Source organism: Corynebacterium glutamicum ATCC 13032, from assembly GCF_000011325.1.
Lineage (GTDB): Bacteria > Actinomycetota > Actinomycetes > Mycobacteriales > Mycobacteriaceae > Corynebacterium > Corynebacterium glutamicum.
In genome coordinates this window covers 3222647-3238070 of record NC_003450.3, presented here as the reverse complement: position 1 = coordinate 3238070, position 15424 = coordinate 3222647, and the positions used below count along the sequence as shown (strand labels likewise).

Genomic DNA, 15424 nt, shown 5'->3' with positions numbered 1-15424 from the left:
ACCTTTAGTAATGGAATGTGGAGATGGTCGCGAAAATTTTCAGCAGCGCGCCGGCGTCTTTCGCCCCAGCCCACGTGCCTGCACCGGCGGGGTATTCCACGCCAGAGTTGATGTCCAAACCTGCGCAGCCCACAGCGAGTGCCTGCGCAGCGTTGTCCGGAGAGATGCCTCCCGCGAGCAAAGACTTTGCCTTCACAGCGGCCGGCACCGTAGCCCAGTCGAATACTTCCCCGCTGCCACCTTCATGGGCATCAAGAATTAGCTTATCGACGTCACCCTCCACCGCAGCTGCCACTTCAGCCCCCAAGGGGCTGGACATCGAGATCGCGCGCCAGACCTGGACCTGCGGTCCAACCTCTTCACGAACGGCGGCGATCAATGCCTTTTCTGCTTCGACGCTGTCCTGCAGTGGGGCGTGGATTTGTACGGCGAAGATGCCGTCGACAAGCAAATCCTTGTACCCGGAGGTGCGACGGCTGACCGCGACGTAGCGCAGGTTGGGCTCTGCGGCGATGATTTTTTGCAATGTTTCACGTGAAACATTGCGTGGCGATGCCTCTTCGAAGATGAGCCCGCCGTAGACCGCACCCGCTGCGCGAGCGGTTTGTGCTGCACTTGGTGAGGTGAGTCCGCAGACTTTGTTGGGGCCGTAGACTAATTCGCGGGCTGCCAGATCGACGTTTTCCTGGCTGGTCAGCTGGGAGCCAACGAGGAATGCATTGGAGTGCCCACCTAGCTGGCGGACGGTTTCGGTATCGCGCACGCCAGACTCAGACACGAGCACGGCATCTGCTGGAATGAGCTTGGACAGGCGACGTGAACGATCCAAATCAATGGACAGATCATGCAGGTTGCGGTGGTTGACGCCAAAGATCTTCGCACCCAGCTTGATGGCGCGGGCGACTTCCTCCTCATCAATAACCTCGGTGAGGATATCCAGATCAAAACGCGCAGCCTCGGCAGCGAGTGCTGCGTACTCTTCATCATCAAGCACAGAGAGCATGAGCAGGATGGCATCAGCACCAAAGTAACGCGCCGCGTGTACCTGGACAGGATCAATGATGAAGTCTTTGCACAGCACCGGAAGATGAGAGGTAGCGGCAACGGTAGCGAGGTGATCGTAATCGCCACCAAAACGATCCGGCTCGCACAGCACGGAAATGCCGCTGGCGTAGCGAGAGTACACGCGAGCGATTTCACCCGGCTGGTAGTGCTCACGAATCATTCCCAAAGAAGGCGATGCGGACTTGCACTCCATGATGAAACGCGCCCCTCCCCTACCCTGGTTGAGGGAATCAAACAGAGAACGGGTGGATTTTGGAAGCGCATCCACATCCACGTGAGCGATGCGAGCGCGAATTTCCTCCAGGTGTCCGCGACGACCCTCGACGATGCTTTCCAACACTGTGGGCAGATTATTACTAGTCATTGGAAGACTCCTTTTCTGAGTAATCGATCTCTTCGTGCTTGGCCAACCATGCCTGGGTGGTGCCGTCGGCAAGCAAGGAAAGCGCCTTTTGTGCACCATCTTTCAAGGAGTCGACATCGCCGTTGAGGTAGAACATCGCACCTGCGGACGCAGCCAACGCATCACGGTGTGCATCAGGGCCGGTGCCCGCGAAAGTAGCGCGCATAGCTTCGGCGTTCTCAGTGCCGAGGCCACCTACGAGATCCTCAAGGGTGTAGCGGCCAAGGCCAAGGTCCTCAGGCTCGATGGTGTAATGCTCGATGGTGCCGTCTTCTTTAAGCTCCCACACCAAGGTGGTGCCGTGGACTGCGATCTCATCGGTGCCTGCGCCATGCACAACAAGCGCGCGTGTACGGCCCAACTCGCGGAAGACCTCGGCGATGAGCTGTCCATGATTGGCATTGGCCACGCCCATGATCTGACGCTCCGGGCGCGCCGGGGACAGCAATGGTCCAAGCGTGTTGAAGATGGTGGGGAATTTCAGCGCCTGGCGAACCGGCTGCACATGCGCAATCGCAGGGTTGTACGCAGGTGCGAACAGGAAGGTGAAGTTGGACGCTTCGAACCACTTCACAGCACGATCCACATCAAGGCCCAAAGGAATATTCAGCGCTTCCAGCACATCGGCGGAGCCGGACTTGGAGCTCACCGAACGGTTGCCGTGCTTAACCAGCTTCACTCCACCGGATGCTGCGATCAGGGATGCGCCGGTGGTGATGTTGATGGTGTTGGCACCGTCGCCACCAGTACCAGCGGAATCTAGCAAACCTGCGCCAGTAATCGGGAACGGACGAGCCGCCGCGAGGAACGCCTTGGCAGCGCCGGCAATATCAGCGAACTGCTCACCGCGAGTACGGATGGTGGCAAGCAGCGCTGCGATGTGCACGTCATCGTATTCACCCACGGTCAGCGGGGTGAACACCTCAATTGCCTCCTCCAGGGTTGGAGTGGGGTTATCCAAGTAGGCGTTGAGAACTTTCAGTGTTGCTGGAGAAGTCATGAATCAAATCCTTTTTTTATTAGTTCGCGAGAAGCTGTTCGACACAGCGGGACAAAATGACAGGACCCGTTGGGCTTAGCACTGACTCAGGGTGAAACTGCAGGCCAATGGCCTTTCCATCGGTGGTGCGTGCCGCCATGATGACATCACCAATCTCCGAGGAACAGGTACCTAGTGATTCAATACCGTCTGGGGCAACCACGCAGCCCAGTGAGTGATAACGGCCAATTGGAACCTTGCGGCCTGGGATTTCTGGATGATCAGGCTCAACATCAGTGGCAAGACCTGCAAAAACAGGGCTCTGCACACCTGCATCAGTAAGGATCATGTTGTCGGTGGTGCCGTGCACAGGGCCACAAGGCTCAACCTTGCCGCCGTGGTATTCGATGAGTGCCTGGTAGCCGAGGCAAATACCCAGTAAAGGAATCTGGCCGAGTGTGCGCTCGATCAGCGCCATCATGTTGCCCGCATCGGCAGGGTAACCAGGTCCAGGTGAAAGGCAGATCAGGTCCGGGTTGGCTGCCAAAATGGTTTCCACTGGCACCGTATTGCGGAACACCGTGCACTTATAACCGGCCACGGCGAACGCATCCACCAGGTTGTAGACAAAAGAATCGTGATTATCAATGAGAACAACGTGTGTCATCGGATGACCTCCAAAGTGGAACCAGCAGCAAGCGCAATGGCATTCAACACGGCATACGCCTTGTGCAACGTCTCATCGGCTTCAGATTGAGGATTAGAATCGCGGACCACACCAGCACCAGCCTGCACAGCAGCCACACCATCCTGGACAAACGCCGAACGAATAACAATGCAATTATCCATATCGCCATTGCCGCGCAGGTACCCCACTGCCCCACCATAAGAACCACGCCTGCGCTTTTCGACGCCGCGCAACAGCTCCATAGCGCGCAACTTCGGAGCGCCGGTCAACGTGCCCATATTCATGCACGCCCGATAGGCGTCCAAAGCATCAAGCTCTGGGTCCAACGTCGCCGTCACACGGGACACCAAGTGCATCACGCGGGAATAGCGATCCACCTGCAAAAGATCCGCAACCCGGCGCGACGCTGGGACCGAGACGCGGGCCAGGTCGTTGCGGGCGAGATCGACAAGCATGGTGTGCTCCGCGATCTCTTTGGCATCAGTGCGCATATCCAACTCATTGCGGATATCTAGCTCATCGTTGATGGAGCCATCTGGGTTGAGTCCACGGGGGCGGGTACCTGCGATTGGGTACAGCTGCAGCTCACGGTTAGCAGCGGTGAACTTGAGGTTGGACTCAGGGGATGCGCCAAAAAGTTCATAGGAGCGGCCTTCGTTGAGGCCACGGATATAGAACATGTACGGCGACGGGTTGGTGGCACGCAGCTGCAGATAAGCAGCGAATGCATCAGGACATGGTGCGGTGAAAGTGCGCGCCGGGACAACTTGGTAGATGTCACCGTTGTAAATGTTTTCTTTCAGCTCATTGATCTGGGTGCGGAACTGAGCATCGGGAATATCAGCCACAACGCGAAGAGTGTCGCCGTCGTGAGGGGTGGTTTGGTAGGCGTGTTCGGTTGCGGGGAGGGCGGCGTCGATAAGCAATGAAAGCTTGTTGAGCTCGGCCTCGAGCTCGCCTGGGGCGTTGGAGACGCCGGCGAGTTTGGCGGTCTGGTCCTGGTGATTGATGTCCAGGACGATTTCCGCGAGGACGAACTGGTAATCGGGGTAAGTGTTGACGCTCTCCTCGACAGCGGGGAGCGTTTCAAAGGTTTCTAAGAAATCAAACGCGAAACCGCCCATGAGCAGTGGCAGGGACGCGTCGCTGTAGCCGGACTCGAACTGCAACTTGCGCAGCACTTCGATGGTGCTTGGTGCGGTGAGGCGCTCGCGCTCATCAACCGCATCTGAGGCGGGGAAGCTAAAGGTGTTCTCTGCGGTGTTGTACTGGCCAAGCTGCTGCGTTAGGCGCGCAACCACTGCCCTACCCGAGTCCGTCAGCGGCTGCGTTACCACCGTGTTGCCCGTGCACGTAATGCGCACCGAACTCTTCAACACCGCGAGGGAAGAAATACCATTCTTGGTGGTGATATCAGCGCTTTCCAACAGGGCTGCATCATCTGCGGTTGTGCCACCCAAGTGGGCAAACAATGCAGAAGCATCCTCGTGATAGCGGACATCTAGGGAGAAAACATGGGGATTCGTGCTCATGGGGCACCTACCGAGGAAATCATTGTGGGGCTGAAGCCTTTCTGGGAAACATCAAATAATTACTCGCTGCGAGCTTCATTCGATCCAGGGCTTGCCGGTTGTGGGCTAAAAACCACAAAAGGCCCGCTTCTTCGTCGAACGAAGTACGAGCCTTAAAAAATTCATCAAAGTGAAAACAACTTGAGGTGTCAGGCTCGCTTAGTTAGCGCGCCACCACCACTGGGTGCTTTGACTGAGACAAGAGTTATTCACAAAATGGGACTTTATCACATAGTGGGAAGCTTGTCTCAATTATTAATCATTTTTGGGTTCTTGCGTAGTTTCCGCAGCTCTACGCACTGCATCCAAGTCAATCTTGGGGGCATTCAGCGGAGTCTTGTTGATAATCGGCGAGGTAATAGTCACACCACCGGCCTCTTCAATTTCAGCGGAAACAGGCGCCTGCGGGGTTTCGCGACTGCGCTTCGCGTCAACCATCGCAACAGTATGCGCAGCCATACCCGCACCCATACCAATGAACACGATGGCAGCCACAACACCCAACGCCACAACAAGCCACATCCAACCAGAAGCAACAAACGCAACTAGCGATGCAATAACAAAGGAAACTCCCGACAGCACCCACAACGGGCCAGCGACACGGTGCGCCATATCCCACAATTCTTGGGATTTACGCACCTCAGGGACACGAATGCCCACAACCGGGTTGCCAGGGAGCTTAGCCGCCCACCCCAAAGCACCAACCACGATGAGAAGGACTGCAAGAACGCCAAAAAGGCTGCCAAGAATAATTCCGATCACCGTCATAACAACAACTCTATCCCCACCAATATTCCAGCGAGTAATTCATCCTGAATTCTTCACTGCACGATCCTGACATTAAAAGGTATGATGCTCCGCCTCCAAAGAACTAGGTTTGACCACAAGCCTGCAGTAATCTGACACACGTCGCAGTTGTTTGGTGGAGTTTGTCAAGGCTCCAGGCAGGGTCTACACGAGCTGTCCTTGTGACCCGTCACTTCCAAGCCGCACACAAAATTCCATCACGCGCTGCCGAGCATTGCTCAGACAGCACCTGATTAGAAATAAGGAACAACCATGGACATAAAGAGCATGAGCTCGTCGCTGCTGTTCCGAGTGATCGTTGCCATCATCCTCGGAATCATCTGCAGCCTCTTCTTCCCGGTGTGGCTCGCTGAGATCTTCACCACCTTCAACGGCCTATTCAGCAACTTTCTGGGCTTCTTCATCCCAGTGCTGATCTTCTCCCTCATCGCCCCCGCCATTGCAGGGCTCGGCCGAGGCGCTGGCAAATGGCTCGGCATTGTTGCAGCAATCGCCTACGCGTCCACCGTCTTCTCCGGTCTGATCGCCTACGGAGCATCCCAAGCGCTCTACCCATGGCTGCTGAAAGACCACCAAAGCGTCACCGAAATCGACCTTGATGCAGGTGCCCTCCAGCCCTACTTCAACATCGAGATGCCACCACCATTTGAAGTGATGACCGCACTGCTGCTGGCATTCTGCCTCGGCCTGGGCATGGCTGTAATTAAATCAGACACCCTGTTCAAGGTAACCCGCGAACTCGAGCGCGTAGTCATGAAGACCATCACCGCCTTTGTCATCCCACTGCTGCCACTCTTCATCTTCGGCATCTTCCTCGGCATGGGCATGAACGGTGGCCTCCTGGAGATCATGTCCGCCTTTGGCAAGGTACTGATTCTCGCCGTCGTGGGAACCCTGCTCTTCCTAGCCATCCAGTTCATTATCGCTGGTGCAGTATCCAAGAAGAACCCATGGAAACTGTTCAAAAACATGCTCCCTGCATACTTCACTGCACTGGGCACCTCCTCTTCAGCGGCAACCATCCCAGTGACCTACCAGCAGACCCTGAAAAACGATGTTGATGTCAACGTCGCAGGCTTTGTTGTCCCACTGTGCGCCACCATCCACCTAGCTGGATCGATGATGAAGATCGGCCTCTTCACCTTCGCTGTTGTCTTCATGTACGACATGGAAGTAGGCGTCGGCCTCTCCATCGGATTCCTCCTCATGCTGGGCATCACCATGATCGCCGCACCAGGCGTTCCCGGCGGAGCCATCATGGCAGCAACCGGCATGCTGGCCTCCATGCTCGGATTCAACACCGAACAAGTCGCCCTCATGATCGCCGCTTACATCGCGATTGACTCCTTCGGCACCGCAGCAAACGTCACCGGCGACGGCGCAATCGCAGTCATCGTGAACAAATTCGCCAAGGGCCAGCTGCACACCACTTCCCCAGATGAAATCGAAGAAGACGACCGCGTTGCCTTCGACATCACTCCATCGGATGTGGAACATCACAAGTAGAAACCCGCATTTTCTGTAGTTTTTACTGCGGTTTGATCGCACCAGCTCGATGCGGCTGGTGCGATCTTTTCTGTCTTGAGGGTTCGTGGGGGCTGTGGAACGGTGGTTCGGGCGTGGTTTGGGTCGCTCAAAAGGAGAAACCAGACAGGCGTGACAAGAATCTGGATTTTCGCCAGGTTTTGGCACGTCTGTCTGGTTTAGGGGATTGGAAACCGGACACACGTGCCAAAACCTCGGCTTTTTCGCCAATCTTGTCACGCCTGTCTGGTCTGCCTCGAAAAGGGTGAATTCACGACCGAGATCCCTAAAAGTTTGACCTCACAGAATCGCTTCTAAGGGCCTTAACTGGCTCTCCCTAGACTCACACCCATACGGAAACCTCGACGCCTTAAACGCCCATATTTCGCGGTTGTTTCTTAACTGCGATTTCACGGTGTCGAGTTCATGGTTCCAATACCTCAAGCTCAATTTCTCAACAGCGATTTCGCTCGGTTTTCCCCGGTTTTCCGACTGAAATCGCTGTTAAGAAATCGAACTTAAGAACTCGACATTAAAGAGCCTGCCTGGGAAAAGCACACAATTTTCCCTTAACAGGTGAGGCTGCTATTTCTGTTCGAGGAGGGCGTAGCGCCATTCCTTCAGTGCTTGTGGCATTTCTCCGAGCTCAGGGTTGGCGATGTGGGCACGCTTGGATGCATCGTAACCCCACAGCCAGTCTGCATAGATGAACCAGCCATTGCGGTCTGCTTGGCGGAAAACTTCGTTGCGGATGAGACGTGCGGTGCCTTCCACATGCCAGAGCTCTCCCCAGAAACGGCCTACGGTTTGGATGCGGCTGCAGCGTGGTCGGCGTTCAGCTTCCACCTCTGCGAGTACCTCTTCCCAATCGAGGTTGCCAGCACGCGCAGCGTCGGCAGCGAAGAGGGCGACAGCCTCGGCGTCTTCCATGGCCATGACCGCGCCTGAGGCGAGGTACTGGAGGGGTGCGTGGGCGGCGTCGCCAAGCAGCAACATGCGGCCGATACGCCAGTTCTCTAGAGGCTCGCGGTCGGACATTTGCCACCAGTTGTTGCGCCACAGGGTGTCCAGACGGTCCTGGATGAAGGGGTCGCAGTGGTTGTAGGCGCGGTCTAATTCTTCGGGGTTGCCCCAGTCTTCTGGGATGTCGCCGGCGGTGCGTCCATCGAGGTAACGCTGGGATTCAAAGACGGCGACCTGATTGAGGAGTTCTCCGCCGCGCAGTGGGTATTGGATGAAGTGCACGTGTGGTCCGATGTAGCCGATGACGGATTTCAGGTCCTTCATTTCGGCGTCTTCTGCCAGCTTGGAGGTGCCGCGGTAGGCGACGTAGGAGGAGGCGACGGGGGCGTCGTCGACAAGCTTTTTGCGCATGACCGAGTGGATGCCGTCGAAGGCGAGGAAGGCGTCGACAAGCAAAGTCTTGTTATCTTCGCCCTTGTTGATGGAGGATTCGATGTCCACCTCGATACCGCCGTCGACGGTGCGGGAATCGGTGACCAGGACGCCATTGTGGAGCTTCGCGCCCGCTGCTTCGGCGTTGGTGACCAGGATGTTGAGCAGGTCAGAGCGGTGAATCACCAGGTAGCGACCGCCGTAGTGCTGCTGGAATTCTTCATCGAAACGCATGGTCAGGATGGTTTCGCGGTTGACAGCGTCGCGGAACTGCATGTCTTCTGGGAGGTAGCCGGCCACGACAATTTGGTCGAGCAGACCCCAGGATTCCAGCATTCGCCAGCCGTGCGGACCGATCTGGAGGCCAGCGCCGACCTCCTTGAACTCAGCTGCGCGTTCGTACAAAGTGACATCGGCACCGCGCAAAGCAAGCGCAAGTGCACCTGCTGCGCCACCAATTCCGCCACCGGAAATAATGATCTTTTGGCCGCGGAGTTCATCAGAATGTGGAAGAGACATGGGTGAAGTTTCCTAACTGTGAGTTGAAAAAGGGGGTTAGCCTTGGATTTCGACTTTGTGGGTGACGCTGTAGGTTTTCTGCAGGCGCAGCAACACGCTGAGAGCCAGCGCAGAGAGCAGCGCAGCGGTGCCGAACATGATGAAGTTGGAGTTCACGCCCAAGTTCCATGCCAGCAGCAGGCCAGCGAGCTGCGGGGCCACAACAGCACCAATACGACCTACACCTAGCGCCCAGCCCAGTGCTGTGCCACGCAGGTTGCTTGGGTAGAAGTTGGCGACAGCTGCAATGATGAGGATCTGAGTGCCGTGGGTGCCCACGCCAGCCAAAATGAGAATGACATAAACCGCGGTGACAGGCGGGTAAGTGAGCAGCAGGAGCAGTGCAATACCGGCGATACCTGCAGCGATGACACCGGAACGGATTGGCCCGAAGCGATCGCCGGCCCACGCAGTAACCACGGATCCGATCACTGCACCGAGGTTCAGAGCCAGGGTGAACATCAATGCATGGCCGAACTCATAACCTGCAGTTTCCATGAGGCGAGGCAACCATGTGCCCAGTCCGTACCACGCGAGCAGGGTGACAAATGTGGCGAGCGCGAACCAAATGGAGATCCAGCGGTAGCGATCGACAAGCAGATCCTTGAAACCTGCTGGCTCATCGTGGCCTTCTCTAATGTCGTGATCCGCCTTGATGGCCTTATCGGAAGGAATGACCTTCATGGCGATCGGCAAGCCGACAACCAGTGGGATCAACGCGATGAGGAACATGAAGCGCCAGCCCCACTCCTCCGAGGAAGGAACAACCACAAGTGCCAGCACAGCCGCGATAGAACCACCGATGGGAACGCCCGACATCATCACCGTTGCCCACGCTGACATGGTCTTACGTGGAACCAAATCAGAGGTCATCGCATTAACTGAAGGCACCAAGCCGCCCAGACCAAGGCCTGCGATGAAACGGAAAGCGCCGAACACCCATGGGTTTGGAGCAAATGCACACAGCATGGTGAAGACAGAGAGAATCAGCACGGATCCAATCACCGCTGCTTTTCGGCCCACGCGGTCTGACAGTCGACCAATGAACACAGCGCCGATCGCCATGCCAAAGAACGCGGTGGAGCCGATGGTGCCCAGCGTTGCAGAGCTTAAGTTCCACTCCTTAGCCAGGGCCGATTGGACGGTGCCGTACACAATGAGGTCGTAGCCGTCGAAAATGACAAAAAACCAGCCAATGAGCACCGCAGCCAAGCGTCGGCCGCTGATGCCCAAGATGGTGAGGCCTTTATTTTCAATTGTTTGGGAGCTATTCGATGCTCCGAGAGTTGACTCTGTCACAAGTCCTCCCGATTCTGGTGCGTGTGATGTCATAAACACATAATCGAGGTGAGCCAAGTTACAATCAAAGGGATTCCGCTATCTGGAAAGAGTGATTATGGATAACGTCGCCCCCACCCAGGGGTTACCCCCGAAAGAATTTCTAAGCTCTGTCGACATTGCATTGCAGCTCATTTTGCTGCTCCGTGACTCTGGAAGTTTGACCATTTCCGGTGCCGCCGAAACCCTTGGGGTGGGCGCGTCTACGATCCATCGATCCATGTCAATGCTGGTCTACCGGGGTTTTGCAGTCAGAAGCGAGTCCCGCACCTACCTTCCAGGCTCTGCATTGGCGACCTCCGCGCTGCAGCCAGGCCTTGGCGCTGACTTGACGAAAAAATGCAGCCACTACATGGAATCAATCGGCAAGGAAACTGGCGAAACAACCCACTTGGTGATTCTGCAGGGAGATAGCGTTCACTTTATTCACAGTGTTGAAGGTTCCCTGCCGGTGCGCGTGGGCAATCGCCGAGGTCAAGTCATGCCCGCCATCCAAAATTCAGGTGGATTAGTGATGCTTGCAGAGATGTCAGCCCGGGAGCTTCGGGCACTGTATTCCAGCCTGGGCGATGAGGAATTTGAGAATTTAAGAAAGCGTCTTCGCAGGACCCGGGATCGAGGCCATGGCGCAAACTTTGGCTTCTTTGAGCAGGACGTTAGTGCAGTTGCGGAGCCTTTACTCAACGATGTGGGTGATGTTTTAGGTGCAATTACAGTGGCTGTGCCGTCGAATCGGTTCCGGGAGGTCTATCCGAAGGCGGTGCAGGTTTTGGAACGACATATGCGGGATCTGAACAAGGCTTTAGCTGATTACCGAGTGCCCGAAAAAGGGTGAATGGGGGGAATTTTCAGAGCTGTCACACCCCCGTTTCCTGAGGGGAATACTTAGATTCCACATAGCGGAATTATCTTGAGTCACCTTTCAAAGCCCAATATGTTCGAAGTCACAAACACTTCAAGGGCTAGACGTATGCAGGTGTTGGGGATTGCTTATCTCAAGGGCAATCACACCCTTCATACGCATCTACAACATCCGTAAAGGAGGACTCCAACAATGGGCGCCCCAGGTAAAAACGATTACGCAACTGAACACGTCAAGCAAGAAGTCCCACCCGCAACTCCAGAAGAGCAGGCAGAGCTGGACACCATGTATAAACGCATGGATGACCTGCATCTAAAGCCCCTGTGGACTCAAATCGGTGGGTTGATGCCAAACCACCCGGAACCACGAGCTGTGGCACACAAGTGGGATTGGGCGGAACTCCTGAAGCTCGCGCAGCGCTCCGGTGAACTCGTTCCAGTTGGGCGCGGTGGCGAACGCCGTGCCATTGGCCTGGCAAACCCAGGTTTAGACGGCAATACCTACATCTCCCCTACCCTGTGGGCAGCAATTCAGTACCTCGCTCCGGGTGAGAACGCTCCAGAGCACCGCCACTCACAAAACGCATTCCGCTTTGTTATCGAAGGCGAAGGCGTGTGGACTGTCGTTAACGGCGATCCAGTACCAATGCGACGCGGCGACTTCCTGCTCACCCCAGGCTGGAACTACCACGGCCACCACAACATCGCGACCGAGCCAATGGCCTGGCTAGACGGGCTCGATATCCCATTTGCCTACCAAATGGACACCGGATTCTTTGAGTACGGCACCGAAAAACTCACTGACGAATCCACCCCAGACCTCTCCCGTTCAGAACGCCTGTGGGCCCACCCAGGACTTCGCCCAGTCTCCTTCCCAGGAAAAACTTCCTACTCACCAATTGGGCGCTACGCCTGGGAGCACACCGACGCAGCACTCAACGATCAGCTGGCATTGGAAGAAGCAGGACACCCAGGAACAGTCGCGCCGGGACATGCTGCGATTCGCTTCTCCAACCCAACTACCGGTGGCGATGTCATGACCACCATCCGCGCGGAGTTCCACCGCCTGCGCCCAGGTGCATCCACTGCCCCCATTCATGAGGTAGGAAACCGTTGCTTCCAGGTATTTGAGGGTTCCGCAACAATCAATGTTGGAGATAAAACCTTTGAAGCTAACCACGGCGATGTGATCAATGTACCGTCGTGGCAGAAGTGGAATATCGTCGCTGGCTCTGACGGCGTCGACTTGTTCTGCTTCTCTGATACACCAATTTTCGAGGCCCTTAACCTCGCACGTACTTTTACTCCGGAAGGAATCTAGAACTTATGCGTCTTGCAACAATCCGCACCAACGGCACCACCATTGCTGCTCGTGTTGAATCTGAAAACACCGCTACCACCATCGAGGGCTTTGCCAACGTCGGTGAATTACTCCAGGAATCCAACTGGCGCGAGCTGGCAGAAAACGCTGCTGGTGAGGCTGTGACCTTTGAAAACAAGGAGCTAGATGCAGTAGTTCCAGCACCTAAGAAGATTGTGTGCGTCGGCCTTAACTACGCCAACCACATTAAAGAAATGGGCCGCGACCTCCCTGATACCCCAACCCTTTTTGTTAAGTTCCCTGACGCGCTCATCGGACCTTTCGATGATGTTGTCGTTCCAGAGTGGGCTAACAAGGCTCTCGACTGGGAAGGCGAGATGGCAGTTATCATTGGCAAGCGCGCACGCCGTGTCAAGCAGGCCGATGCTGCTGAGTACATCGCTGGCTACGCAGTGATGAACGATTACACCACCCGCGATTTCCAGTACGCAGCACCTGCAAAGACTCCACAGTGGCACCAGGGCAAGTCTTTGGAAAAGTCCGCTGGCTTCGGGCCTTGGATGACTACCCCAGATTCTTTTGAGTTCGGCGGCGAGCTGGCAACCTACCTCGAGGGCGAGAAGGTACAGTCCACCCCTACCAATGACCTGGTCTTTAGCCCAGAAAAGCTCATCGAATACATCACCCACATCTACCCATTGGATGCTGGCGACGTCATTGTCACCGGTACCCCAGGCGGCGTTGGCCACGCACGTAACCCACAGCGCTACATCGGTGACGGCGAAACCGTAAAGGTTGAGATTGCGGGCCTCGGCTTCATTGAAAACAAGACGGTGTTTGAATAAATGACAACTTTCCACGATCTTCCGCTGGAGGAGCGGCTGACACTGGCCAGGTTGGGCACATCCCACTACTCCCGTCAGCTCTCCCTCGTGGACAACGCTGAGTTCGGCGAGCATTCCCTGCTAGAAGGGTGGACTCGTTCCCACCTCATTGCCCACGTGGCATACAACGCCATCGCACTGTGCAACCTCATGCACTGGGCAAATACTGGTGAGGAAACCCCAATGTACGTGTCGCCAGAAGCGCGCAACGAGGAAATTGCCTACGGTTCCACGCTCAATCCCGATGCGTTGCGTAACCTGCATGAACACTCCGTCGCACGCCTGGACGTGGCTTGGCGTGAAACGTCTGAAGATGCTTGGTCACACGAGGTTCTGACAGCTCAGGGACGCACTGTCCCAGCTAGTGAAACATTGTGGATGCGTTCCCGCGAAGTCTGGATCCACGCAGTTGACCTCGGTGCAGTGGCAACCTTTGGCGACATCCCAGAGGTCATCCTGCGCACCTTAGCTGCAGAAATCACACAAAAGTGGACAAGCCAAGGAGCCGGCGAGGGACTTGTGCTTCTCGACGAGCCCTCCAGCACTCGCTACCCCGCCGCCCCAGGGCAGGACGAGGTAGTAGTGTCCGGTAGCCTTGCAGGCATTGTTCGCTACGCCGCTGGCCGCGGTTCCGATGGAGTCACTTCTTCCACTGGAGAGGTTCCAGAGCCACCGCGCTGGCTGTAGTTTCCACACATTCTTAAATGACCATGTTCCTTTGCGGGAATGTGGTCATTTTTTATCTCTTTCACTGAAATCGGCCTTCATTGGCGTTTTAAGGCTTTGGGATCCATCAAATGACTATTGGCATGGGTTGGTCTCTGTTTGGGTGGCAGGGGCGAAACTGAGGGGTTACTTTTTGGCTTATTTTCTAAAAAATTTTGGGTTGGGGAATTTTAAACCGCGGGCGGGAACTTGTTCAAAGGCGCCTTAAAAAAAAGGGGGGTGCCGTATCCATGACTGGATCAAGGATGGGATTTTCTCGGAATTTTTTTGGGTCGGTTTTCGGGATGTAAACCTGTAAAAAATCACTTTCGCTACTAGGTGTTCCAAGGTGTGATTCCCTTACCCATAACGTATTGCGTCATAGGTAAGGAAGATGATTTTGGGGTATGACGCAATGCGTCATTTTGCAGTTAACACGCTGAAGGTACCCCATGCGACATAGTTGTACTGTCAAGCGTTATGATAATGAATCTCAACTAGAAAATGACTGGGGGCGATATGCCGGTGCAGGACGCAGGCGAACGCAACAACAATGACCGGCCAGTGATGCCGGGAGAGATCCTCCGTGAGGAATTCATGGAGCCTTTGGGGCTGTCCCAAAACGGCTTGGCGCGGGCAATAGGAGTGCCACCACGCAGGATTAATGAGATCGTGCACGGCAAACGCGCAATCACGGCAGACACTGCGCTGCGTTTAGCTGCTTATTTAGGTCCCGATCCACAGTTTTGGCTCAACTTGCAGACCCACTACGACCTGTCGGTGACGTATTTAGATGCGCGCACACTGTTGGAAGCGATCAAGCCTTATGATCGTCAGCAAAATGTGGCTCGGACCCTGAATCCGCTTCAGGAGAGCTCGCAGTAGGAGTCGCCTCTGGTCGGGGCTTCAAACGAATGATGTGGATGCTCACGCCGGTGGCAATCAGCGGCAAGATGATCCACGGAATGGTTGCCCCGATGAGGAAGCAGGAAAGGATAATTCCGCACCACAGTGTCAAAAGTGTGCGGAATTTATGCTGCGGGGTCATCGCGTGGTTGTAGTAATTGGAGATGTACTCGCCAAAGATTCGGTGCGAGACCAGGTAATTATGCAACCGCTCTGAGCTGCGCGTGAAACAGAAAGCACTCAGCAATAAAAACGGAGTCGTGGGGATAACTGGCAATACAACGCCGATTGCTCCGCAGACAAGACTGAGCAGTCCGACGGCGATAAGCAGTGGTTTCCACATAATTCTTCAAGTCTATCTACTTATTGAGGGGAGGAAGAATTGCCCTCCACACATGAGATGTCCCGTGTACCTACTA

15 protein-coding genes are annotated in these 15424 nt (G+C 55.5%); 6 read left to right on the top strand and 9 right to left on the bottom strand.

The window, feature by feature from the left end; all coding sequences use genetic code 11:
* Positions 1 to 4: 4 nt before the first annotated feature.
* From trpCF to CGL_RS15090, 6 genes are all read right to left on the bottom strand, one after another.
* A complete protein-coding gene (trpCF, locus tag CGL_RS15110; protein ID WP_011015582.1) occupies positions 5 to 1429 on the bottom strand; it encodes a bifunctional indole-3-glycerol-phosphate synthase TrpC/phosphoribosylanthranilate isomerase TrpF in 1425 nt (474 codons plus the stop codon).
* On the bottom strand, positions 1422 to 2468 hold the full coding sequence (gene trpD, locus CGL_RS15105) for an anthranilate phosphoribosyltransferase (protein ID WP_003855178.1): 1047 nt from the start codon (positions 2466 to 2468) through the stop codon (positions 1422 to 1424). Before trpD ends, trpCF begins: the two co-directional genes overlap by 8 nt.
* Before the next feature lie 19 nt (positions 2469 to 2487).
* Positions 2488 to 3114 carry an anthranilate synthase component II gene (locus tag CGL_RS15100; protein ID WP_003855176.1) on the bottom strand — a complete coding sequence of 209 codons (627 nt, stop codon included), beginning with the start codon at positions 3112 to 3114 and terminating at the stop codon, positions 2488 to 2490.
* On the bottom strand, positions 3111 to 4667 hold the full coding sequence (locus CGL_RS15095) for an anthranilate synthase component 1 (RefSeq protein WP_011015581.1): 1557 nt from the start codon (positions 4665 to 4667) through the stop codon (positions 3111 to 3113). Before CGL_RS15095 ends, CGL_RS15100 begins: the two co-directional genes overlap by 4 nt.
* A 198-nt stretch (positions 4668 to 4865) precedes the next feature.
* A complete protein-coding gene (gene trpL, locus CGL_RS15555; protein ID WP_020948662.1) occupies positions 4866 to 4919 on the bottom strand; it encodes a trp operon leader peptide in 54 nt (17 codons plus the stop codon).
* A gap of 42 nt (positions 4920 to 4961) precedes the next feature.
* A complete protein-coding gene (locus CGL_RS15090; protein WP_003855171.1) occupies positions 4962 to 5474 on the bottom strand; it encodes an SdpI family protein in 513 nt (170 codons plus the stop codon).
* A 306-nt stretch (positions 5475 to 5780) separates the two neighbouring features.
* On the opposite strand from CGL_RS15090, the gene CGL_RS15085 reads away from it, so the two are divergent.
* Positions 5781 to 7019, top strand: coding sequence for a dicarboxylate/amino acid:cation symporter (locus CGL_RS15085; RefSeq protein WP_011015579.1), 1239 nt, complete (start codon positions 5781 to 5783; stop codon positions 7017 to 7019).
* Positions 7020 to 7622: 603 nt separating this feature from the next.
* Here CGL_RS15085 and CGL_RS15075 read toward each other — a convergent pair.
* Together CGL_RS15075 and CGL_RS15070 are read right to left on the bottom strand one after the other, a co-directional pair.
* On the bottom strand, positions 7623 to 8951 hold the full coding sequence (locus tag CGL_RS15075; RefSeq protein WP_011015578.1) for a 3-hydroxybenzoate 6-hydroxylase: 1329 nt from the start codon (positions 8949 to 8951) through the stop codon (positions 7623 to 7625).
* Between the two features lie 36 nt (positions 8952 to 8987).
* Entirely contained in the window at positions 8988 to 10322 is a 1335-nt protein-coding gene (locus tag CGL_RS15070) for an MFS transporter (RefSeq protein ID WP_011015577.1), read from the bottom strand.
* A 64-nt stretch (positions 10323 to 10386) separates the two neighbouring features.
* Between CGL_RS15070 and CGL_RS15065 the strand changes: the two genes are divergently transcribed.
* From CGL_RS15065 to CGL_RS15045, 5 genes are all read left to right on the top strand, one after another.
* Complete coding sequence (locus CGL_RS15065; RefSeq protein ID WP_004567940.1) at positions 10387 to 11163, top strand: IclR family transcriptional regulator; 777 nt, start codon at positions 10387 to 10389, stop codon at positions 11161 to 11163.
* A gap of 219 nt (positions 11164 to 11382) precedes the next feature.
* Positions 11383 to 12510: a cupin domain-containing protein gene (locus CGL_RS15060; protein WP_011015576.1), complete on the top strand. Its 1128-nt coding sequence runs from the start codon at positions 11383 to 11385 to the stop codon at positions 12508 to 12510.
* A 5-nt stretch (positions 12511 to 12515) separates the two neighbouring features.
* Positions 12516 to 13355, top strand: a complete 840-nt coding sequence (locus CGL_RS15055) for a fumarylacetoacetate hydrolase family protein (RefSeq protein WP_004567937.1) — start codon at positions 12516 to 12518, stop codon at positions 13353 to 13355.
* Positions 13356 to 14081: a mycothiol-dependent maleylpyruvate isomerase NagL gene (gene nagL, locus CGL_RS15050; RefSeq protein WP_003855155.1), complete on the top strand. Its 726-nt coding sequence runs from the start codon at positions 13356 to 13358 to the stop codon at positions 14079 to 14081.
* A gap of 537 nt (positions 14082 to 14618) precedes the next feature.
* On the top strand, positions 14619 to 14984 hold the full coding sequence (locus tag CGL_RS15045) for a HigA family addiction module antitoxin (RefSeq protein ID WP_011015575.1): 366 nt from the start codon (positions 14619 to 14621) through the stop codon (positions 14982 to 14984).
* On the opposite strand, the gene CGL_RS15040 is transcribed toward CGL_RS15045, so the two are convergent.
* Positions 14917 to 15348, bottom strand: coding sequence for a YbaN family protein (locus CGL_RS15040; RefSeq protein ID WP_011015574.1), 432 nt, complete (start codon positions 15346 to 15348; stop codon positions 14917 to 14919). The genes CGL_RS15045 and CGL_RS15040 overlap by 68 nt on opposite strands.
* Positions 15349 to 15424: the final 76 nt, after the last annotated feature.